Source organism: Bartonella sp. AA168HLJHH, assembly GCF_042197365.1.
Taxonomy (GTDB): domain Bacteria; phylum Pseudomonadota; class Alphaproteobacteria; order Rhizobiales; family Rhizobiaceae; genus Bartonella.
The window spans coordinates 104,127-127,561 of the sequence record NZ_JBHIRS010000004.1 but is presented as its reverse complement, the minus strand read 5'-3'; the positions used below and the strand labels follow the sequence as shown (position 1 = coordinate 127,561).

Sequence of the window (23,435 nt, the reverse complement as noted above, 5' to 3'; positions counted from 1 at the left end):
CCTTTCATTATAATATCCTATCAAAATTCTGGATTTTCGTGAAAATATCAGTCATCACTCAGTGATCTTCTCGATGAAGAAAAATCTTCAGCTGAAAAAGCATCGTGGACGCTACTTTCTTTATGTGTAAATGCATCTTCTTCTCCTTTTGAAGAGAGAGGAAGAGAATCTACTTTAGTTGTCTGTTCTGGTTCTTCTTTTTTAAGCTTTATAGGCTCCTGCAAGCCCTCATTTCCTCGTACAGCAGCTTTTACTCCAATATATGAAGTAATTTTTTGCATACGGGCGTGGTTTGAGTTTTCTGTATTGTAAAAATTCAGCACAGACTGCAAAGTCGCTTTTTCAAAGATGCACTTTGATGTTGTTTGTTCATAGCAGTAAGTTAAAGCGCTTTGTACAGCTGTAATATTTCTGCAAAAATCAAACGCATCAAAAAGAGAAAACAATTTCACATTCCCAACATCAATTTGCCCTAAAATTATGTTAAAATTATGTTCACTCTGTTTAGCTGTTGCGATTGTTTCCTTAAACTGAGATGATTGATAGAAGAAGTTATCTTTATCATCTGTTACATAGACATTGTCCCGCGCTTCTTGTTCGGCGATAACTGAAAATGTTATGGGAGGCGTATTGGATATGTATGCAGCAGCAAAAAATGTGAAATCTGGAACAATCATTAGCAATACACCTTATTATGAAGAATTTTATTAATACAAATGCTAATTCTTTGTAGTACATTTTCTCGTTGTTTTTTGATTTTATAAATTTGCAGAATGAGATTGTTTAGCTTAGAATATTCTTTGTGATTATTGCTTTGTTCTCTTCTAAGAATATTTCTAATATATGCGAATACCCAACCAACAAGATAAAAGTGTGGAATAAAATAGAGCACATTACGCCAACCAATATTATTGGAATCACGAAGAAAGGCGCTGCTTTTAAAAAATAATAATCTTTGATACTGTATTGAAGCTGCTTGTTTTATATAATTCTCTAGTTGCAAAAATCTTTTCAAAAAAAATTTATACGAAGTAAAAAGCCGTTGTGTATGAGGGGAGGTTTTCTTGTCATAATGAACTACACTATCATTATACAGAGAGGGCTTGTTCTTTGTTGCGTATTGCCATAACTTATAGAGTGACGATTTATATTTACTTTTGACTACTGATTCATAAGAGTCAGAGAGGTGTGATGGCGCTTGAGCACTGCATTTAGTAGTTCCAGCAATTGAACTGAAAAAAGATGCAGTGGTGGTAATTGATATACCAATAAACAGCTCTTTGTGGTTCAAAGCACATCTCCGTCAAAGTGATATATGTATCGTAATTTTAATTTCGATAATAAATGGACAGAAATTGTCTATAATTGTGTTTAAAATATGGCAAAAAGAAATTCTTTTTTGCAAGGGGAGTAATTAAGGTGAATGATCTCAAAAATATGAATTTTGATGAACTACAAGAGATGCGTACACAAATCGATGTGGAATTAAAAAAACGGCAAGCAAAGGAAAAGCAAAATGCGCGACGAAAAATTCTTGAAATTGCTAATGCCCATGGAATTGATATCGCTGATCTTGTGAGCAAAGAGCGCCATTACAGAAATCCCAATAACCAATGGGAATTATGGAATGGGCGTGGACGTAGACCTAAGTGGATTAAAGAGTGGTTGGAGAATGGGTATACACTTGATGAACTCGAAGTAACGTAACACGTGTGCGATATTTACAAGATAAGGGAATACTAAGGAATGTAAATGCAAGAAGTATGCTCTTTTGGGTAATTTGATAGTATAAACACACTGAACGAATATATTAAAGTATTGAGTTACCAAATACAATGATAGGGAGCGTGAAAAAGTTTATTTAAATGCAAAAGGTCTTGTTGTTATAATCTGGCAAGCATAATGATGATGCCAGATTGGAATATTGTAATTGCTTTTGGCATGAGAGAGAGGGGGGATATTTTACTTCTTTTTATCGTTTCATTAACGTTGCTCTTTTTAGTTTATGTAAATAAATAGTTTTATTGATTATTTACAAAAATGGTCGAAATGAGAATAATTTATTGCATAGGGATTTTAACTCAATATGTAAAATGATAATTTTATCAATTAATATGTTAATAAATTAGCATACTTATATTTTTGAAATACTGTTCTGTAGAACAAGCCTGATGTTATAGATTTTGTTTGGTCTTTTTTCTGTGAGATTATATATGAGGCATTTACTTTATTTATCGTTCGTTTAGTTGAGATGAGTGAGTATGTAGAAAAATGGAAAATTTCTATGGCTGTTATGGGTTTTATAGAATTTATGACATATTTCTGAGCGTTTGTGATTAAAATTCATTTATGAGCGTTTATGAATAATGAATAAAGAGCGTATTTGAAAATAAAAGGATTGGATTATTTCTATTGCAGTTTATCTTCTTTTATGGTGTGAAATAGGGGGATGATATGCGGTTTTACAATTGTGTGTGATGGTATAGAGTACGGAATACTTTGTTATATATTGGAATATTTTTTCTAAAGTCGTGTGGTATTCCACAATAAGTTAAAGAGTTTGTCTGAGAAGCAGAATGCCCCAAACGGAATACATTTATGTTTCCAATTTACGCGCTTTTTTAAAAGAAAAATTTTTCAATGCAACTAAGCTTATTTTATAGCGCTTCTCGTGAATAGTATAACGTAAAAGTCTCTATGAGCATATAAAATCCATTGTACACCACCATTTTTACTTCAATAAAAAGTATAAGCCGGTGCCATTATATACTTTACTCGCCTCCAATATTGCTAAAGTCCTTAGTTCTTGAGAGAGGGAGGCTTTTGTCGCTTTGTTTAATTGTTTTATTTATACGACACTTTCGCTTGTGATGTGCAAGCGAATGATTTTGATTGCTTCAACATGAGAGAGATTTGAAATAAGGGTATTTTATGATCTTTAGATTTCTCACTCAGTATGAGAATAATGAATTTATTATTTATAAAGAAAAGTGTTGTGTGCTAAAATGTCTTGTTTATTTTATTATGCTGTGAAATGGCTCCTTTAAAGGTGTGGTGATATAAGGCAACCTCTTTGAGACATTAAATGTTTTTTTCAGTGTATGGTGAGTATTCTTAAAATGTAGCTTGCTTGTCGAGTCTTATGTGGAGTGAAATATGGGGGGAGGAAGGCAAGAGAAAATTACTCGACAGGAATCCGGTTTGCAAACAGATTAGATGAGATAGGAATTTTTTGTTCTTTGAAGGAGGGAGGCAAAGGTTATAAAATAGTATGAATTTTTGTTTAAAGTGGGAAGCCGTGTAGAAGACGTGGGGCATTTGGAGTGAGTCCGGCAGCTTCTTGAATGAAGTATTTTTTTATTTTTGGTGCTTGATTAATGATTCCAAGGCCGGTATCGCGGAGCATCCGTAAAAGAAGGTTATCATTAGAAAAGAGTTTATTAAGCCAATCATTGCTTAAAGCCATACGGACAATTTCAAAACGTCTCCAGCTTTGATAGCGCTCTAAAGCTATGAGGGAGCCAATATCAAGACCTAGTCGTGCTGTTTCAATAATCACTTCAGCCAGCGCAGCGCTATCGCGTAATCCTAAATTGAGTCCTTGTCCTGCAATGGGGTGGATGGTATGGGCGGCATCGCCAACAAGAGCAAAACGTGGTTTAATGCATTGACGTGTTAAAGAAAGGCTCAAAGGAAAAGCTTGACGTTCGCCATCCCAAGAGAGTTTACCTAATCGATGGCCAATGCGTCTTTCGAGTTCTGTTTCAAAAATAAGTGCATCAGCTTTGAGATAATATTGCGCAGTTCTATGATCTTCATTCCACACAATAGCGGATCGGTTGCCTTTGAGAGGGAGAAGAGCGAAAGGGCCAGCAGGTAAAAAATGTTGAATTGCTTGACCATTATGGGGTTTTTCATGTTCAACTGTGCAGATGATTGCTGTTTGTTTATAGGGATGAGAAAAATTTTTCAGACCAGCTTTTTGGCGTAATTTCGAATGGGCTCCGTCAGCTGCAATAAGCAATTTTGTTTGCCAAACCTCTTCATTATTTAAAGTGACGGTTGTATGTTGATCTTCTTGATGAAAATCAATGACACGGGTGTTTGTAATAACAGGGATATTGAGACCTTTGACACGTTTTTTTAAAGTGTTGATGAGTTCTCTATGCTCTACCATAGCAGCAAAGGGTTCACCCGGGTTAATGTCGCCTTCAAAGGTTAAAAGAGTGGGTTTGACAGGATCATTTGTGCTTGTATCTGTGATGATCATTGAATGAATGGGTTGCGCATAGAGTTTTATAGGTTCCCAACATTGTAATTGTTTTAACATACGAATAGAAGCAGCAGCAAGGGCAATGGTTCGTATGTTAGAAGCAGGGGTATCTCCTTGTGGCGCAGCATCAACGATTTTTATTTTCAGATTAGGGGCTGTTTGCTTGAGTGCTATCGCTAGGGTTAAACCGACAGCTGCCCCCCCTGCAATGAGCAGATCACATTGTTTAGTTTTATGAGATTTAATTTTTTTATTGGGTTGTACGTTTTTATTGCGATTAGAACACACAATACTTCTTCCATTGTTTATAGTTTGCTTTCTTTTAAAAAGAATATCTTTTTACATTGCCTAAAATATCTTAACCTTTACTTTTCTCTCTGCTTTACAAAAACGAGGTTTCTTTTTAGCGCCAATCTGATGACAGATTGGTTTTTCAGAGTTTTTCTGCTTAATCATTTATGTGATTCATCTTACAGATTTATCGGATAAGCTTTTTTTAATATCTTCTTCAATTCTTTTTACACTTGGTTGATAAAAAAGAAAACTAAAAATAAACAAAGATGGTCGTGTATTTTTTAAGTTGTGTGAGTTACTTCAGTATGCTTGTCCTGAAGGGGGCTATTTCGTTAGTATGATAGATAAAAATAGATAAAAATTGTGGTCATTCGTGATGGTTAAAACAGTATTCATATTTTGCCGTTATCATGGTGTAGCGTAAAAAATATTATTTGTTTAGGAAGGTGCTTATAGCACCCATGTAACACTTTACACATGAGGTGTTTTTTGGTTGATCGTGTGATAAATATTCAGGGAGAGCTTTTTGTGCGCCTTATGAAGGATTGTCTCTTAGGGTGGTGGGTATATGAATGATATAAAGTGGTTAGAGGTAGAACACGCTAGATAAGAAGTCAGATTGTTTACAGGCGATTTGTTTACAAATCGGCACAGAGTTTAAGCTTCATGCTTTTTTAAGAGAGAGAGGGAGTTATAACTCTTTAAAATATGAAAGTTTTGTATTTGGAATTGATAGATGCACCGAGGTTCTTCTCCTTATGATTCATTAGAAGTGCGAAATTCTCAAGGTTCGCGTCTTATTGAGATGTTTTTACGTCAGATAGGAGTATTTATTGGGCTCGGGCTTTTGGGCTTTATTATTTTTTGTGTGTTTGCTTTGGCGACGTGGAATGTTGCGGACCCATCTTTAACCCATGCAAGTACAAATGAGGTTACAAACCTTATGGGGTGGATGGGGGCAATTTTTTCAGATTTTATTATGCAGTTTTTTGGCTTGGCCAGTCTTTCTGTTTTGTTGCCACCGTTATTTTGGTCTTTTCTCTTGTTGGCGCAAAAGAATATCTACAATTTGACTTTGCGCTTTTTTTTATGGGTGCTATCAACGATTTGTTTTTTAATTGCTTTTGCCCTTATGTCACCTGTTGCTTCTTTTACTTATTGGCCATTGCCAATGGGATTGGGAGGGGTTTTAGGAGATAAAGTTTTAAGTGTTGCTTCTTCAGTCTTTCCTCTTTTTCTTTCTCCTCCTTACACGGTGTTTTTCAGTGTTGTTTTTATTCTTTTAGGTTTTTTCACCGCTGCTTTTGCTGGTAATGTGATATGGCGGCGTCGAACAAAGAAAAGAAAAGAAAAAAGCATTCCAAAAGACGAAATCATTAATCCAGTCTTTGAGTTGGAAGAAGATACGGAATATGCCGCAGAGGAGGATCGTGAAAATCATGGTTTTTTTGCGACAACTTGTGGCGCTCTTTTGCATCTTTTTTATTTTTTACAAGCGCGTTTTTTTCGTTTATTCTGTTTCAAAAGGCGTTTTCAGAGTAAAGGGCAAGGAAAGCCATTTGATCGGATTGAGCCAACTTTTTTAGGTGAAAAAGTAAAGTGTGAGGAAAATCAAAATAAAGCCTATGTTTCTCCTGTTAAAAATCGAAAGTTTTTAACAGCTTCTTCAAAGGGTGGTTTTGTTCTTCCTCTTGTAGATTATCTTTCGGTTCCACCACCGTCTGTTAAGGATGCAAAACTTTCTCCTGCTGTTTTAAGAGCAAATTCTCAGGAGCTTGAAGGGGTTTTGTTAGATTTTGGGGTCAAAGGAAAAATTATAGATGCTTGTCCTGGACCGGTGGTAACTTTGTATGAATTTGAACCGGCTGCAGGCATTAAGTCTTCCCGTATCATTGGTTTGGCAGATGATATTGCACGCTCGATGCGTGCGATTTCGGCGCGTGTTGCGGTGGTTCCAGGACGTAATGTTATTGGAATAGAACTGCCTAATGCAAAGCGTGAGATGGTTTATTTACGAGAAATGTTGCAGGCGCAAGAATTTATTGACAGCAAAGCCAAGCTAGGACTTGCTTTGGGTAAGACAATCGGGGGGGAAGCTGTTGTTGCAGATTTAGCAAAAATGCCCCATCTTTTGGTTGCTGGTACAACAGGATCGGGAAAGTCTGTTGCTATCAATACAATGATTTTATCATTGCTTTATCGTATGACACCTGAACAATGTCGTCTCATTATGGTGGACCCGAAAATGCTTGAGCTTTCGGTTTACGATGGCATTCCCCATTTATTAACACCCGTGGTGACGGATCCTAAAAAAGCCGTGATTGCTTTAAAGTGGGCTGTTCGTGAAATGGAAGAGCGCTATAGTAAAATGTCAAAACTAGGCGTTCGTAATATTGATGGGTTTAATGCACGTCTTAGGGAAGCTGCAAGTCAGGGAGAGACAATGGTGCGGACAATTCAAGTTGGATTTGATCGTGAGACTGGTGAGCCTCTTTATGAAACGGAAACACTTGATTTTAGTCCTATGCCCTATATTGTTGTCATTATTGATGAAATGGCTGATTTGATGATGGTTGCTGGTAAAGATATTGAAGGAGCGGTTCAACGTTTAGCACAAATGGCACGTGCTGCCGGTATCCATGTAATTATGGCGACACAGCGTCCTTCCGTCGATGTTATTACTGGGACGATCAAAGCCAATTTTCCTACACGTATTTCTTTTTCTGTGAGTTCAAAAATTGATAGCCGAACAATTTTAGGCGAACAGGGGGCCGAGCAATTATTGGGACAAGGAGATATGCTCTTTATGATGGGAGGAGGACGTATTCAGCGTGTGCATGGGCCTTTTGTTGCGGATGATGAAGTGGAGCAGGTTGTTGCGCATCTCAAAGAGCAAGCACGACCTGATTATTTAGAAACAATTACGCAAGAAGTTGAAGAGGATGGTGCTGATGTTTCTTTGTCTTCTCCTTCAGAAGATGATCCCTATAGTCAAGCTGTTGCTATTGTGCTTCGTGATCGTAAGGCTTCAACCTCTTATATTCAACGCCGTTTAGGCATTGGTTATAACCGCGCTGCGACATTGATTGAGAGGATGGAAGAAGAAGGTATTATTAGTCCAGCAAATCACGCAGGGAAACGAGAAATTTTAGTGCCTGCTGAAGAAGAGCGCTTTTGAAAAATCTTTATAGTTGTTTTTTATAATACCTTATAAAATAAGTGTTTATCCTATTGTATCGTAGAAAGTCTGCATTTTCATATACCAGCTCTCAATTTGCGATAGCTCCTTGGTACTTAAGACTCCTTATAAGGGGATTCTTTATCTTATATAACTTTTATCCATACACCAACCTTGCTTGTAATGTGCAAGCAAATGATTTGAATTGATTTAATATGAGAGAGTATGTGATGAGAGAATCTTATTGTATTTGGCGTTATGATTTAAGTTAAAAAGATAAATTGTTATAAATCAATATCTTGGTATAAAATAATGTCATTGCGAGTGTAGAGGGGGTAAAAGCATGTAAGGTTTGGTATTTAAGTGTCTTTTTAAGTGCGCTCTAAATATTTAGGGCAAGGCTGATCTGTCGAGTCTTAATATAAATGAATTATATGGGGTGGGAAGCTAAGTGAAATTTGCTAAACTCCAAACTGTTTACAGAGTGGTTCGGATGAAGATTTTTATTCTTTTGGGTGGGAAGGAAGTCAAAAAAGCATTTTTGACACTTAAAAGAGCTTTCAGGTTCGCGAGTAATATGTTTAGTCCTTAATCCATTATGTCTTGACTATAATTTATGTTGCTTCATAGATTAGGGGTGGGAAAGAATATATTATGCGTTTAGAAAATCAGCAGAAAAGCAGGAAAATTTGATGATTTCGGAAACTTAAACGCAGACTGGTTATTTGGAAACGATACCGCAAGAAATAAAAAAGGATGTTTCTTTAGCTTTTTCTTTAGCAGATGATTCCTATTGTCAAGCTGTTGCTATTATGCTTCGTGATCGTAAGGCTTCAACTTCTTATATTCAATGTTGTTTAGGCATTGGTTATAATCGTGCCGCCACATTGATCGAAAGGATGGAAGAAGAAGGCACCATTAGTCCAGCTAATGATATAGGTAAGCGAAAAGTTTTGGAGACTGTCGAAGAAGAATACTTTTAAAAATCTTTTGATATTTTTTTCAAACAATATCTTTATCTTATAAAGAAGGGTATTTATTCGTCGTTGATCACTTAAGTTATGAATTATAAAGTCAATTAAGTATTGCTTGGGAGCATTTTTTATGAAAACGTCTTTTTTACTGCAAAGAAGAGTCTTTGGGTTGGTGGGAATTATTGTCTTTTGGTGTTTAACTTTTCCTGTTTTTTCGCAAGCATCTAATAAAGTGATAAAGGCGCAAAATGTTGTGAATCACTTTGCGGCAATCAAAACAATGACAGGTGATTTTATTCAGTTTAGTCCAAAGGGAAAAATGTCTCAGGGGACATTTTATTTAGAGCGCCCAGGGAAAATTCGTTTCATTTACAAAAAAATGCCTTTACAGATTATTTCAGATGGCCAATTTGTGGGTATTAACAATCGGGCTTTGAATACTTGGAACTTTTCACAACTTTCGCAAACGCCAATGAAATTTTTGTTGGATGATAAAATTGATGTATCTTCTGGGCGCTTGTTCGCATTTCGCGAAGATCCAGGGGCTGTAACGATTGTTCTGCGTGATAAAACGATTGGGGCAGGGCAAATAAGGATGGTTTTTGATTCTAAAGGCTCTGCTTTGCGACAGTGGACAATTGTTGACCAACAAAATTTGGAAACTACTGTGCAGATTATGAATGTGCGGACAGACGTCCGGTTCGCTAATGGGATGTTTGCACTTCCTTCGAAGAAATGAAGAAAGAGTGTTACGTCATTGGGATTAAAACAAATGTTCTTTCGTATTGCGACTTGGAATATTAATTCTATTCGTTTGCGTCTTGCACAGGTTTTTCAGTATTTGGAACTCTTTTCCACAGATGTTTTGTGTCTACAGGAAACAAAATGTCCAGATGCTTTATTTCCAGTGGAGGCTTTTGAAGCAGCGGGTTATAAGCATATCGCATTGAGTGGACAAAAATCTTATAACGGGGTGGCTATTGTTTCTCGTTTGCCTTTTAAAAAGGTAGAAAAACGTTTTTTTTGTCAAAACCAAGATTGCCGTTATATCTCAGTTATTGTGGAAGCCCATGGGAGAAGCTTGCGGATTCATAATTTTTATGTTCCTGCTGGGGGAGATATCCCTGATGCTGATGTGAATGAAAAGTTTCGTCATAAGCTTGATTTTTTAGAAGGAATGTCCTCCATTCGTGCGGATCAAGGCGATGGTCTTTCTTCTCTTTTGGTGGGAGATTTAAATATTGCTCCTTTGGCAGAGGATGTTTGGTCTCATCAGCAATTGTTGAAGGTTGTAAGCCATACTCCCATTGAAACCGAGCGTTTACAGGATTTGTGTTGTCAAGGTGGATGGGTTGATCTGATGCGGTTGCATATTCCTGTTCCTACCAAGCTTTACACATGGTGGAGTTATCGTGCTCGCGATTGGGCATTTACCGATTATGGGCGGCGGCTTGACCATGTTTGGTCTTCTCAAGATTTAGCCCCTTTTGTTGTAGATCTTTCGATTTTTCGTGATGCGCGCGGATGGGAACGTCCTTCAGATCATATTCCTGTGCAAACTGTATTTGATTTTTCACGTCAAGTTTGAAATAAGAGGTAAATAAAGTATTAATATTAAATAATGATTCTGAAAGAATGCGGGAGACTGGATGTATATCAGAAATCTCAAATGGGGCGCTTCTCGTGGATTATTTTTTAGTGTCTTGTTGTGTTTGCTTTTGTCAGGATGTATGGTTGGTCCTAATTACCAGAAAACATCTTTTCGTGTTCCAGCAGTTTGGGGAGAAAAATCTGCACAGACTGCAGGGCAGCCCATTGCGCTTGCCGGATGGTGGCGGTATTTGAATGATCCTGTTCTAGATGCGTTAATGGATTACGCGATTTCTGGAAATAATAATGTTGCTGTTGCCAAAGCTCGGGTACGTGAGGCGCGTGCGGGTTTAGGACAGGTTGTGGGAACTCTTTTGCCAAATGTGTCCAATTCAATTTCAGGAACCCGTAGTCGTTCTGGACAGTCTGATGCATTGTTCAACCAGTATAGTAGTGGTTTTGATGCAAGCTGGGAGCTTGATTTTTTTGGTGGGCATAAACGTGCGGTTGAAGCGGCGCGTTATGGCCTTGATGCGGCTGTGGAAGATATGCGCGCTACCATGGTGACATTACTAGGAGATGTGGCAACAAATTATGTGCAAATGCGTGGCTGGCAACAAAAGTTGTTTATTGTGCGGCAAATTGCTGTATCACAACGTAAAACTTATGAACTGATGCGCGCTAGATTAACAGCTGGTGATGTTTCTGAGCTTGATGTTTCAAATGCGCAAGCACAAATGGCAAATACAGAAGCAGATATATCACAGATGGAAGCGAATTTAGCAATGAGCGTTCATCGCCTTTCTGTCTTAACTGGTCGTGTGCCTACGGCATTGAAGGATCTTTTACAAAAAAATGCTAAGCATGCAAAGATTCCACAACCACGCTGGCCGATACCAGCAGGAATTCCAGCCGATATTTTGTTAACACGTCCAGATTTGCGACGGGCAGAGCGTCAATATGCGCAAGCGACAGCACGGATTGGTCAACGTGAAGCAGATCGTTATCCATCACTTACTTTAACAGGTAATATTTCGACAGCAGCAACGGCAATTGATCAATTATGGAAAAATTCAACGATTGGCTGGTCTTTTGGACCTGGTCTTCGTTTTCCTCTTTTTAATGGAGGTCAGGTCGAGGCTTCTATTGCGGTAGCGCGCGCGCAGCGTGATCAAGCTTTTATTACTTATCGAGCTGCTGTGTTGGAAGCTTTAGAAGATGTAGAAAATGCGCTTGTAAGATTAACGAAGGAACATCAACGCTTAGAAAAGCTAATCGTTGCGAATAAAGCTTCTCTTCATTCCTTAAAACTTTCACGGAACCTTTTTGAGAATGGAAATACTAGTTTTCTTGAATTGTTAAATGCTGATCGCTCTTATTATTCTGCACAAATGGCGCTTAAAGATAGCCGTGTTTCTTTGGTTACGCAATATATCACGTTGATGAAAGCATTGGGGGGGGGCTGGGATGGCGTTGTTGATGTATCGCGTCCAGAAGTCGTTGATAATGCACCTCGTTCGCGTGCAAAGGTAGGGAAATGAAAAAAAACTTACTCAAAAATTTCATTACAAAACACAAAAAACTTTCCTTCTTTTTAACTGCTATATTTCTCATTCTCTTGCTGTTATGGTTACGTTCTGTTTTTTTTGGAACATCTACTCCAACTTATATAACAGCGGTGGTGAAACGTGGGGATATTGAGGAAAGTGTTTTAGCTTCTGGTCTTGTACGTCCTTACCGGTTGGTGGCTGTTGGTGCGCGAGCAACAGGGCGTGTGGTGTCAATGCATGTTTCCCCTGGAAGTGTTGTGAAAGAAGGCGATCTCTTGGCAGAAATTGATCCTACAGATCAGGAAAATGATTTAAAAAGAAAAAAAGCAGCATTATCGCATTATTATGCGAGTTTGGTAGAACAAGAAGCCTATCTTTCTCTTGCACAGAAAAATTTAGAGCGTCAGAAAAAAATGATTGAAACACGGGCGATTTCACGGGCGAACCTCGATGAGGCTGCGACACAGGTGAAAATACGCGAGGCGCAAATTGAACAACTTCGTCAGCAGATTGTGCAAGCACAAATTGATGTGGAGAGTGCAGAGGTTAATTTAGGTTATACACGCATCACTGCCCCTGCAGCGGGAACGGTTTTGGCAACAGTTGTGGAAGAAGGGCAGAATGTGAATGCGGTTCAGTCGGCGCCAACAATTGTTATTTTGGGTGATTTATCAAAGATGACGATTAAGGCGCAAATCTCAGAAGCAGATATTCTTAAAGTCCGAGCTGGACAACCACTTTATTTTACAGTTTTAGGTAATTCACAGCGTCGTTATGAAGGCGTTTTAGAAAAAGTAGAGCCGGCTCCTGAAACAATTCGTGCTGATGTGAGTATTAATCCTGGTATGGTGAGTGGTTCTAGTGCTTTAATATCATCGGCTATCTATTACAATGGAATTCTACATGTTGATAATGCGGACAATTTTTTGCGAACCTATATGACTGCTCAAGTTCATATTATCTTAGGGCGCGCACAGAATGTCTTGTTGGTTCCAAGTAATGCTTTACGCGATGAGACAAGAGAGCGTAAAGCATGGGTTTCTGTTTTGGTGGGGGAAAATAAGTTGGTTACTAAACAGGTGAGCGTTGGGTTGAATAATAAGGTTATGGCAGAGATTATTTCAGGACTTAACGAGGGTGATGTCGTCGTCACCAGTTCGTCTGATGGATTGATGCCCGAGTCTTCTAACATGCATAGCGAAGACGAGAGTTAAAGCATGAGCACAAATCAAGCAGATGCTGTCTTCGTCTTGGAAAATATTGTGCGCAAATTTCCTGCGGGCGAAGCGTTTGTTACCGTTTTGAAAAACATCAATCTTACCATTAAACGTGGTGAAATGGTGGCAATTGTAGGTGCTTCCGGTTCAGGTAAATCTACCTTGATGAATATTTTAGGCTGTCTTGACCGCCCAACTTCTGGCCGTTATTGGATCTCTGGTAAAGAAATAGCTTCCCTTTCTGCGGATGAATTGTCGGCTTTGCGACGTAATCATTTTGGTTTTATTTTTCAGCGTTACCATTTGTTGAATGAATTGACAGCTCTTGGTAATGTTGAAATTCCGGCTATTTATGCGGGAAGTGCCGTGGAAGCAAGGAAACAGCGGGCACAGGATCTTTTAACACGTTTGGGCATGGGTGATCGGATAAATCATCGTCCAAATCAGCTGTCCGGTGGTCAGCAACAACGTGTTTCTATTGCTCGGGCGCTCATGAATAATGCGGAGGTCATTCTTGCAGATGAACCAACTGGTGCATTGGACAAAAAGAGTGGGCAAGAAGTATTGCATATTTTGGATGAACTTCATCAAGAGGGACGTACTATTATCATTGTAACCCATGATATGCAGGTGGCTGAAAGAGCAGAGCGTATTATCGAAATCAGTGATGGGGAAATTATTGCTGATAAGCGGTCAAGGGTTGCAAAAACAAAAGTTGGTGGAAAATCTCTTCAGGAACAACAAAATCTAAAAGGCCAACAAAAACTGGGCTTTTTTCGTTCTTTTGTTGAGCGATTCCGTGAGGCGTTTGTGATGGCTCTGTTGGCAATGAATGCACATCGCATGCGGACTTTTCTAACAATGCTTGGGGTGATTATCGGTATTGGGGCGATTATTGCTATGGTGGCTTTAGGGAATGGTACACGAGAGAAAATTCTGGAAAATTTTAAAAGTTTGGGTGCTAATACATTAACCATTTTTCCTGGCAAAAGTTTTTCTGATCCACAAGCAGAAAAAATAACCAGTTTGGTTGAAGCTGATGCAGAAGCCTTGTCTGGGTTACCTTATGTTTCTGGTGTAACACCTCAGATTTCAACAAGCTCAAAAGTGCGTTTTGGTGCAGTTGAAGTCAATGCTGTCATTGTGGGGGTGGGAGAACAATTCTTTCAGATACAGGGGCTTAAAGTTTTCAAAGGACAGTTTTTTGATCAAAAAAGTGTCCATGATCGGGCGGTTGATCTCGTGATTGAAAAAGAAGCATTGTCTGTTCTTTTTCCCCATAGCCATGAAAGCCCTCTTGGCAAAGTGGTGCATGTGGGTAATGTTCCAGCGCGTATTATTGGTGTTGTTGATTCGCAAAATCACGCAAATGGAAATGCATCAAATACATTACAGCTTTATTTGCCCTATACAACAGTGCAAACGCGTTTTCTTGGTACAACAGAAGTTCGTGCAATTACTGTTAGGATTGCTGATGATGTCGATTCACATTTAGCGGAAAACATGGTGAAACGTTTTCTCATTATGCGGCATGGTGGAGAAGATTTTTTCATTAGAAATTCAGAATTCTTTCGTGAACGTATCATGGAGAGTACACATATCTTAACACTTTTAATTTCTTCAATTGCAGCGATTTCCCTGATTGTAGGTGGTATTGGGGTGATGAATATTATGCTGGTCACCGTTTCTGAGCGGATCAATGAAATTGGTGTGCGTATGGCAGTTGGTGCACGCCAAAGTGATATTTTGCAGCAGTTTCTCATTGAAGCGGTGTTGGTTTGTGTCATTGGTGGTGGTTTGGGGATCTTGCTTGGGCTTTCTATCGGTGGCTTGTTTCTTCTGTTTAAGGCACCTATCCATCTTATCTATACCATTGAATCGATCATTATGTCTCTTACTTTTTCAACCCTCATAGGAATATGTTTTGGCTTTTCTCCAGCGCGGCAAGCTTCACGGCTTGACCCTGTTGTCGCTCTTTCACGCGATTAAGCTTTATCAATTGGGGCATGTTTGTTCGTGATGCTTTCCACTGGATGAAGCATTTATGAAGCGAAACATGAATGGAAAAAGTTTAGCATTATTTGCTGCTCTATTTTAGAAAACGCTTTGTTCATTAAGTGGAGCGTACCACTAGAGGTGAACGTTTTATAGGGCACCCTATCATGTGAGATATGGTAGGCATATAAGCCTTATTGAGGCATTAAATGTTTTGAGAATGCATGATGAATATTTTTAAATCTTTCTTGTCGAGTCTTATGGAAGTAAATCCTATTAAGGAGAAGTTAAATGGAACCCGTTAGAATGAGATTGCTTGCAGACTGAATTTTGTTAAAAATTCTCGTCTTCTGAGATGTGAAGAGGAGAACAAATGAAATATACTGCGCGACGATTCTTAAGATTTAATCTAAAAAGAGGCGGGGGAAGTGAATAGTATATTTGCTAACAAACAAAAGAACAAAAAAGAAGGTTGATGCCAAAAACAGCTTAAACCTCCGTTCTTCCAAAAAAATGAACTGATATCGAGATAGTTGAGCAGTTTAAGAGGTTTCGTTTAGTCTTTTTAAGATTTTCGGAAAAGAGGTTATGAGGATTTCTCACTTTTAGTTTTGCAGAGGGTGGTGCAAATTATAGGTGTTTAGGTTTATGCAAATAAATTATGATCGTGCTCAAGTTTTAAAATGTGACCTAAGACACAGCCATTTTCTGTTCCTTTATGCGAGTAACTTAGCTTTCTTTAGAATATTTTGTTTAAGGCATCGCTTTTTTCTGCCTTATCTCATGATTTTGAAGCTGAAGGATAAACAAGCCATTTGAGTTTCTAGGGTAAGGATGCCGTCAGATACTCGGTAGGGGGCGTGATCTTAAGAACTAATACCGTGAGATGCGGGTTTGATTTCATGAGTTTGGTGAGGAAGACAAAAAGTTTGAGAGGCGGATGGCTTCTTATGTTGAATGATGTATGAATGAAAAGGGCTTTCATTTATTGAAAAAGAATAAGCTCATATTCAGCAGGTGTGAGATGAAGTAAGAGAACACCGTAATACCAAGCTGCAGTTATGTTGCTAAAGAACATAATGGCGCTAGTGATGAGCAATGGTATGTCTAGTTGGTATGGTATTCTTCCTCCTGCTACAAGTCCGATACAGAGCGCCATTGTGTTGCACATTGACACTCTTGTTTTAAAGAAAGATTTCTCAAGGTATCCAAGCCTATTTTGCGACGCTGTTCATGGTAAATCTATTGAGCACCTCCATCTTTACGCTTATGAAGTAATAAGCCGGGCACCATCATTATATTTGCCAGCTCGTGGGTGTTGCGATAGACCTTGCATTAAGACGGTTCATAAGAGCCATTTTTAGTCATTTCTTGTACAGTTTTTCTCCACACACTCATTCCGCTTGTGATGTGCAAGCGGGTGGTTTTGATTGATTCAAGATAAACAGATTTGAAATGAGAAAATCTTACGTTATTCAGAGTTCTAATTTAATATGAATGATGCTATATTATCATTATAAATCAATATATTGTACATATAAAAAAGAATTCTAAAACCACCCGCTATAAAGTATAAGAAGCGAATAATTAGTCTACGAAAGAACAAAAGACAAAGAAATATTTCAAAAATCAATATTTTGAATATCACAACTAATATTTTGCGTATTTATAGTGAAATTATATGCATGATCGTTCGTAAAATGCGCTGTTTTGTGTGTGGAGTTTCTTCCTTGGTATCTTGTGTGTTCGCAGGTGTCCTATCCATTTCCTCCTCTCATTCTTAAGCTAAATCCTAAAATTATTGCGCACTTTATTGTGTATTCTTAACAAAAGGCAAAAAATATTTTCAAAATCATCACGCCTTACCGTTTATTTCCATAGGGATATAGACATCAATAAATGCATCATATGATTTGGGGGATACTCAAAAAGATCAAAAGATTCTCTCTTGTTGATTTAATTAAGCATAGAAGAAATGTCTTAAAATCAAGCAATTTTAAGCTTTTTTAAGTTTTTTGGGTAGAACAAGAGGCATTGACGAATTGGTTTAGATTCGATAGTTGAAGGTATTTTTCATTGGGGAGAAGCATGACGCTGCAATCGCTTTTACAGACATATCGTGATGAAGCGCGTACCGAACGAGATAAAGGTACATATTTTGAGCGTTTTGCTCTTGCTTATCTGATACATGATCCTCTTCAGTCTGGGTGTTATGAGAAGGTTCAAACCTTTAAAGATTGGGCTCGTGAAAATGCTTGGGATGGTCGGGATACCGGTATTGATCTTGTGGCAAAGCTTCGTGATGAAGAGGGATTTGCAGCAATCCAATGTAAATTTTATGATGCAGCTTATCGGATTAGAAAAGCAGATATTGATAGTTTTATTTCGGCATCAGGGAAAGCTCCATTCAAGCGGCGTGTTATTATAGATAGTACTGAAAGTACTTGGAGTGATAACGCTGAAACAATGATACGGGGGCAGGATATTCCTGTTATACGGATTAATCTTTCCGATATACAACAAAGTCCGATCCGTTGGGAAACTTTTGCAGCCCAGGGCAAAGTTGTTTTGGAGGATAAAAAGAAGTTGCGTCCACATCAATTGGAAGCATTGCGTGATGTGCGTGCTGGGCTTGCTCAAGCAGATCGGGGGAAGCTTATTATGGCTTGTGGTACTGGTAAGACATTTACCAGTCTTAAAATTGCTGAGGATTTGGCGGGTGAAGGCAAGTTTGTTTTGTTTCTTGTTCCTTCCTTGGCACTGATGTCACAGACGGTTCGTGAATGGACAACGGATGCAGGAATCGGATTGAGATCTTTTGCTGTTTGTTCCGATACACAAGTGGGAAAGCGTCGTAAAAATAGTGATGATGTTGCTGAAATTGATGTGTTTGATCTTGCTTTTCCGGCGACAACCGATGCTGCTAAACTTGCAGAACAGGTGGCGAAGAGTGTTGCAGATAAGATGACCGTGGTGTTTGCAACCTATCAATCTATTCAGGTGATTGCTGATGCTCAGAAAAACTATGGTTTGCCAACATTTGATCTTATCATTTGTGATGAAGCGCACCGTACAACAGGGGCAACGCTGGTGGGCGAGGATGAATCCAATTTTGTTAAGGTGCATTCTAATGATGTTATTTGCGCCAAGAAACGCCTTTATATGACAGCGACACCACGCATTTTTGGTGATAACGCAAAAAGTCGTGCGAATGAAGTTAATGCCGTTCTTGCTTCGATGGATGATGAAAAGCTTTTTGGTAAAACACTTTTTTATCGGGGTTTTTCATGGGCAGTACAAAATGATCTTTTAACAGATTATAAGGTTATTGTCTTAGCAATGGACGAAAAATTGGTCAGTTCCGCTGTTCAGAAGCGCCTTAGTGATAGCGATACTGAGCTTATTCTTGATGATGCAACAAAGATTATTGGCTGTTATAAGGCTTTGACAAAACAAAATATGAAGGCTGATGTTGGTGCGGATTTATATCCTATGCATCGTGCTTTAGCGTTTTGTAAAACTATTAAAAGTTCTGAACTTGTGCGTGATGAGTTTTCTACGGTTGTTAGAGAATATCTTGATTATACGAAAGAGGATACAGAAAATGAGCATTTTCTGAAGTGTGAAATTGAGCATGTTGATGGCACTTTTAATGCGAAGGATCGTGGTGCATTACTTGACTGGTTGAAAGCTGATAGTGGTGAGGATGTTTGTCGTATTTTGACCAATGCTCGGTGTTTGTCTGAGGGGGTGGATGTTCCGGCTCTTGATGCGATCATGTTTTTAAATCCACGCAAAAGCCAGATTGATGTTGTGCAAGCGGTTGGGCGGGTGATGCGTCGCTCTGAAGGTAAAAAGATGGGATATGTCATTTTGCCAATTGGTATTCCTCCTGATACTCCAGTGGAACAGGCTTTGAACAACAATGATAAATATCGGGTTATCTGGCAAATTTTAAATGCTTTGCGTGCGCATGATGATCGTTTTGATGCGACGATTAATAAGGCATCCCTCGGGCAAGATATCAGCAATGTGATTGAGATTATTGGTGTCACGCAGAGCATTGAGTTACAGGCTGTTACGGCTGTTGTAGACAATCTTCCGGTTCGCTCACAGCCTGCACGAGCGGGAATTGGAAGTCTGGAGCATGATTGCTTTCTTACAGAGCAGGTAAACGAGGAGTTTTCTTTCTGCGTAGATGAACTTTCTCGTGCGATTTTGGCAAAGATCGTTAAGAAATGTGGGACACGTGATTATTGGGAGGATTGGGCGAGCAATATTGCTGAAATTGCTAAGAATCATATCACGCGCTTAACAGGCATTCTGGCAGAGCCAAATACTGAGGCGCGTCAAGCCTTTGACAGGTTTGTGGCAGAACTGCGTGATGACTTAAATGATGCTGTTACAGAAGCTGATGCGATTGAGATGTTGGCACAGCATATTATCACGCGTCCTGTCTTTCAGGTGTTGTTTGAAGGCTATCAGTTCACACGTGAGAATCCTGTCTCGCGTGCTATGCAGCGTATGCTTGATGTGCTTGATGAGGCAAATCTTGATAAGGAATCCAAAGATCTGGAAAAATTTTACGCAAGTGTAAAATTACGAGCCAGTGGCATTACGGATCCAAAAGCAAAACAGAGGTTGATTGTAGAGCTTTATGATAAGTTTTTTCGTTATGCTTTTCCACGCACTGTAGAAAAACTAGGCATTGTTTATACCCCCGTCGAGGTTGTGGATTTTATTTTGCACTCTGTCAATGATGTCTTAGAGCAAGAATTTGGGCAAACGCTTGGCTCACCGGGTGTGCACATCATGGATCCTTTTACTGGAACGGGTACTTTTATCACGCGGCTTTTACAATCGGGTCTGATAAAGCCAGAAGAAGTGAAACACAAATTTTGTCGTGAAATTCATGCCAATGAAATTGTGCTTTTAGCCTATTATATTGCAGCCATTAATATTGAGACGACCTATCATGGTCTGATGGGGGGCGATTATGTTCCGTTTGAGGGAATTTGTTTGACCGATACATTCCAGCTTTATGAGCAAGAAAAAGACCTGATCAGTGATTTGCTGGTGGATAACAGTACACGTCGGGCGCACCAGAAGGAACTGGATATTCGTGTTATTGTTGGCAACCCCCCTTATTCTTCTGGACAAAAAAGTGAAAACGACAATGCGCAGAATATTGGCTATCCTAAATTGGATCGTCGCATTCGTGAAACCTATGCCGCTCAATCTAAAGCAAGCAATGTTAATGGACTTTATGACAGTTATATTCGTGCCATTCGTTGGGCAAGTGACCGTATAAAAGACTGTGGTGTTATTGGTTTTGTGACAAATGCAGGTTTTATCAGTAGTTACTCTACGGATGGTTTACGAAAATGTTTAATCGAGGAATTTAGCAGCCTTTATATTTTCCATTTGCGGGGGAATCAACGAACTTCTGGAGAGCTCTCTCGAAAGGAGGGGGGAAAGATTTTTGGTTCTGGGTCTCGCGCACCTATTGCGATTTCCATTTTGGTTAAAAATCCGGATGCACAACAGCATGGGAAAATATATTTTCGTGATATTGGAGATTATCTCACAGCAAAAGAAAAGCTCCGTGAACTTCAGAGGTTGGGGAGTATTAGTGGTATCACACGTGAACACAGCTGGCAGATGATTACACCTGATGAGCATGGCGATTGGCTGAATCAGCGCAATAATGATTTTGAAAAATTTCTAGCCTTAGGTGACAAGAAAGGCAGTGATAAAAGGCTCTTTGAAAATTTTTCTGGCGGTATACAAACTAGTCGTGATGCTTGGACATATAACTCAAGTCGTGAAGCTTTAGCAAAGAATATGAGCAATATGATTGCTTTTTATAACAGTGAAGTAGAGCGTTTTAATGCTGCGTATCTACATTCTGATCGCAAAGCACGTGCAAATGCTGTGAACGATTTTGTCAATACAGATTCTAGAAAGATTAGTTGGAGTAGTAGCCTTAAAGAAGAATTAATAAGGGGGAAAGCTTTTAAATTTAAAGATACGTATATTACCCAGAGCCTTTATCGTCCTTTTACACAACAGTGGCTCTATTACAATCGTGTTTTTAACCATAGAGTTTTACAAATGCCACGTATTTTTCCTCTGGAACAAGCGGCTGAAAATAAGGTGATACAAGTTACGGGAATTGGAGCAAGCAGTGGCTTTTCTGTTCTGATGACTAAGAATTTATCTAATCTTCATGCAATGGATACTGGTCAATGTTTTCCACGGTATGTTTATGAAGATGCTGTGTCCTTGAAAAATAAGGAGGGGGATCAGGTTCATTTGTTTGCAAATTTTGCAGAGGAAAGCAAAGAAACTGGTTTAGAGCGGCGTGATGCTCTTACGGACGAAGGGTTGGCTTATTTTAAGGCAGCTTATCCTGGTGAAATGATAACAAAGGATGATTTGTTTTATTATGTTTATGGGATTTTGCATTCTGAAGATTATCGTGCTCGTTATGCGCATAATCTGTCTAAACAATTGCCGCGTATTCCAACAGTTAAAAAGGTAGAGGATTTTTGGGCTTTTGTTACAGCGGGGCGCAAGCTTGGTGATTTGCATATGAATTATGAAGAGGTTGAACCCTATCCCGTTACCTATAAACAGGGTGATCCAAGAACTTGGGTGATTTCTGATGAGAAGGGTTTTTATCGTGTTGAAGCAATGAAATTTGCTGGTAAGCGTGGTGCTATTGACAAAACCACCGTGGTTTATAATGCGAATATCACGATGCAGAATATTCCTCTTGAAGCTTATGAGTATGTGATCAATGGCAGGCCTGCTCTTGAATGGGTTATGGAGCGGCAGGTTGTCAAAACGGATAAAGCGAGTGGGATTGTGAATGATGCCAATCGCTATGCTGTTGAAACGGTGGGTAATCCAGCTTATCCATTGGAATTGTTTCAGCGGGTTATTACTGTAAGCTTGGAAACAATGAAAATTGTGCGCAACCTGCCAAAATTGGAAGTGAGAGAAACTGAAAAGGTTAAATTATCCATTGTGCGGTAAAATAGCGCTGTGTCGTAACAAACTGGCACTATCACACACCTTGTCAGCTCGTGGGTATTGCGACAGCCCTTGGCACTTGAGACAAGTCCATAAGAGGCATGTCTTTCTTGTACAGTTTTACGCTGCGCAGGCTCTCTTCCTTTGTGATGTGCAAGTCCTATGTGATGTGCAAGAAAATGGTTTTGATTGATTTAATAGAGAGCAGATTTGAAATGAGAGAATCTGATGATATTGAGAGCTCTCATTCAAGTTGTAGCGTAATAAATTTTCATTATAAATCAATATATTGTATGTGATAAAGCACCTTAGGCAGTGAGGTCGCTAAAATTATGACGCATGAGCTTTAGCGGTAGTGATGAATATTCTCAGGCAGGGTTTTCTTGTCTAGCTTTATGTGAGTAAACCATATAAATGGGGAAGCTGAGTGGAACCTGTTCAGAGAAAGTGGATTGTTTACAAATCGTTGCTAATAAGAATCGTCGCCTTTTGAGATGTTGAGAGGAAATGAAAATTCTCATGAAATCTGTCTTTTGAGGTGTTCTGATATTGAAGTGAGCAGGTGGAACGCGTTAGACAAGAAGCTGAGTTATTATTGTTTACAGATCAATAGAGTTTAAAAATTTTCGTTCTTTTTGGGGATGAAACCAGACAAAAGGTGATCTTAGAGAGCGAAATGATTTCAAAAAAGATTGCGATAAAAAACGTAGGGTATTTGTCGCGGTGTGCGTTTTGAGCTTATTCCTATCTGTGATCTAAAATGCTCTTATGAAGACGCTTTGTATAATGAAGAGATTGTTTCTAATGTATTGATTTATAATGATAGTTTAACCTTCTCTCTGTTGAATGAGAAATCTAACTATTATAAATTTTCTTATTTTAAATCTATTAAAATTATTTTTTTGCATGTCATACAAGGTTGGTATGTTCGTGTTTAAGAAAGGGGTAATGCATGCCTCTTACCAATCATCCCAAGAGGTTTAAGAGCTATCGTAATACTTGGGGGGTGGCAAAATATAGGGTGAGGCGGTTTGCATTTTTTATGAAGGGTAAGACAGTGGTATAAATAGATTTTTATGACAAGTCTGGAAATCTTATGGCTGTCTGGGGGCTCTATTTACAAGAGCTTATATATTGGGATGGTATGTACAGATCCGCGCTGTGAGATATGTTTGGGATGTAAGAGATGTTTTGGGTGAACGTGCAAATACAGTGACACGTGCATTGGGATGTTCTGCGTTGTATGAGGGTAAGCTCTGTCGAGCTTTTATAGAGGCAACTCGTGTGGAAGGGTATGAAGCGGTTCGTGGGTGGCAAGGTTTTTAA

At 38.9% G+C, this 23,435-nt stretch carries 13 protein-coding genes and 1 pseudogene; 10 read left to right on the top strand and 4 right to left on the bottom strand.

From position 1 onward, the window contains the following. Window positions 1-47: 47 nt before the first annotated feature. Complete coding sequence (locus tag ACFINM_RS04360) at window positions 48-677, bottom strand: TrwN protein (RefSeq protein WP_375640661.1); 630 nt, start codon at window positions 675-677, stop codon at window positions 48-50. Beyond that, the gene (locus tag ACFINM_RS04355; protein ID WP_375640656.1) at window positions 677-1,291 is read right to left on the bottom strand and encodes a hypothetical protein; all 615 of its coding nucleotides are present in this window, start codon (window positions 1,289-1,291) and stop codon (window positions 677-679) included. Before ACFINM_RS04355 ends, ACFINM_RS04360 begins: the two co-directional genes overlap by 1 nt. 128 nt (window positions 1,292-1,419) lie before the next feature. Here ACFINM_RS04355 and ACFINM_RS04350 point away from each other — a divergent pair, with 128 nt between their 5' ends. Continuing rightward, complete coding sequence (locus ACFINM_RS04350) at window positions 1,420-1,707, top strand: H-NS family nucleoid-associated regulatory protein (protein WP_015857007.1); 288 nt, start codon at window positions 1,420-1,422, stop codon at window positions 1,705-1,707. Window positions 1,708-3,283: 1,576 nt separating this feature from the next. On the opposite strand, the gene ACFINM_RS04345 is transcribed toward ACFINM_RS04350, so the two are convergent. Further along, window positions 3,284-4,561, bottom strand: coding sequence for a ubiquinone biosynthesis hydroxylase (locus ACFINM_RS04345; RefSeq protein ID WP_375640652.1), 1,278 nt, complete (start codon window positions 4,559-4,561; stop codon window positions 3,284-3,286). 742 nt (window positions 4,562-5,303) lie between these two features. Here ACFINM_RS04345 and ACFINM_RS04340 point away from each other — a divergent pair. The 7 genes and pseudogenes from ACFINM_RS04340 (at window position 5,304) to ACFINM_RS04310 (ending at window position 15,065) form a co-directional block, all read left to right on the top strand. After that, the gene (locus tag ACFINM_RS04340) at window positions 5,304-7,745 is read left to right on the top strand and encodes a DNA translocase FtsK 4TM domain-containing protein (protein WP_375640648.1); all 2,442 of its coding nucleotides are present in this window, start codon (window positions 5,304-5,306) and stop codon (window positions 7,743-7,745) included. Window positions 7,746-8,467: 722 nt separating this feature from the next. Continuing rightward, a pseudogene (locus ACFINM_RS04335) lies at window positions 8,468-8,728 on the top strand (DNA translocase FtsK); the annotation flags it as partial. Window positions 8,729-8,849: 121 nt separating this feature from the next. After that, window positions 8,850-9,458 carry an outer membrane lipoprotein carrier protein LolA gene (locus tag ACFINM_RS04330; protein WP_375621033.1) on the top strand — a complete coding sequence of 203 codons (609 nt, stop codon included), beginning with the start codon at window positions 8,850-8,852 and terminating at the stop codon, window positions 9,456-9,458. A 33-nt stretch (window positions 9,459-9,491) separates the two neighbouring features. Continuing rightward, window positions 9,492-10,307 (top strand): exodeoxyribonuclease III, encoded by an 816-nt coding sequence (locus tag ACFINM_RS04325; protein WP_375621032.1) that lies wholly within the window; start codon window positions 9,492-9,494, stop codon window positions 10,305-10,307. Window positions 10,308-10,368: 61 nt separating this feature from the next. Beyond that, the gene (locus ACFINM_RS04320; RefSeq protein ID WP_375640645.1) at window positions 10,369-11,850 is read left to right on the top strand and encodes an efflux transporter outer membrane subunit; all 1,482 of its coding nucleotides are present in this window, start codon (window positions 10,369-10,371) and stop codon (window positions 11,848-11,850) included. After that, window positions 11,847-13,073 (top strand): efflux RND transporter periplasmic adaptor subunit, encoded by a 1,227-nt coding sequence (locus ACFINM_RS04315; protein ID WP_375621030.1) that lies wholly within the window; start codon window positions 11,847-11,849, stop codon window positions 13,071-13,073. Before ACFINM_RS04320 ends, ACFINM_RS04315 begins: the two co-directional genes overlap by 4 nt. Before the next feature lie 3 nt (window positions 13,074-13,076). After that, window positions 13,077-15,065, top strand: coding sequence for a MacB family efflux pump subunit (locus tag ACFINM_RS04310; protein ID WP_375621029.1), 1,989 nt, complete (start codon window positions 13,077-13,079; stop codon window positions 15,063-15,065). 991 nt (window positions 15,066-16,056) lie between these two features. Here ACFINM_RS04310 and ACFINM_RS04305 read toward each other — a convergent pair. Next, window positions 16,057-16,242 (bottom strand): hypothetical protein, encoded by a 186-nt coding sequence (locus ACFINM_RS04305; RefSeq protein WP_375640640.1) that lies wholly within the window; start codon window positions 16,240-16,242, stop codon window positions 16,057-16,059. A gap of 917 nt (window positions 16,243-17,159) precedes the next feature. Here ACFINM_RS04305 and ACFINM_RS04300 point away from each other — a divergent pair. Then, a complete protein-coding gene (locus ACFINM_RS04300) occupies window positions 17,160-22,112 on the top strand; it encodes a DEAD/DEAH box helicase (RefSeq protein ID WP_375640636.1) in 4,953 nt (1,650 codons plus the stop codon). Window positions 22,113-23,300: 1,188 nt separating this feature from the next. Continuing rightward, window positions 23,301-23,435 (top strand): hypothetical protein, encoded by a 135-nt coding sequence (locus ACFINM_RS04295; protein ID WP_375611713.1) that lies wholly within the window; start codon window positions 23,301-23,303, stop codon window positions 23,433-23,435.

Bases quoted from the DNA above. Each gene is read 5' to 3' on its own strand.
- ACFINM_RS04305 (WP_375640640.1), bottom strand. From the start codon at position 16,242: ATGTGCAACACAATGGCGCTCTGTATCGGACTTGTAGCAGGAGGAAGA.
- ACFINM_RS04320 (WP_375640645.1), top strand. From the start codon at position 10,369: ATGTATATCAGAAATCTCAAATGGGGCGCTTCTCGTGGATTATTTTTT.
- ACFINM_RS04360 (WP_375640661.1), bottom strand. From the start codon at position 677: ATGATTGTTCCAGATTTCACATTTTTTGCTGCTGCATACATATCCAAT.
- ACFINM_RS04310 (WP_375621029.1), top strand. From the start codon at position 13,077: ATGAGCACAAATCAAGCAGATGCTGTCTTCGTCTTGGAAAATATTGTG.
- ACFINM_RS04300 (WP_375640636.1), top strand. From the start codon at position 17,160: ATGACGCTGCAATCGCTTTTACAGACATATCGTGATGAAGCGCGTACC.
- ACFINM_RS04330 (WP_375621033.1), top strand. From the start codon at position 8,850: ATGAAAACGTCTTTTTTACTGCAAAGAAGAGTCTTTGGGTTGGTGGGA.
- ACFINM_RS04340 (WP_375640648.1), top strand. From the start codon at position 5,304: ATGCACCGAGGTTCTTCTCCTTATGATTCATTAGAAGTGCGAAATTCT.
- ACFINM_RS04325 (WP_375621032.1), top strand. From the start codon at position 9,492: ATGTTCTTTCGTATTGCGACTTGGAATATTAATTCTATTCGTTTGCGT.
- ACFINM_RS04315 (WP_375621030.1), top strand. From the start codon at position 11,847: ATGAAAAAAAACTTACTCAAAAATTTCATTACAAAACACAAAAAACTT.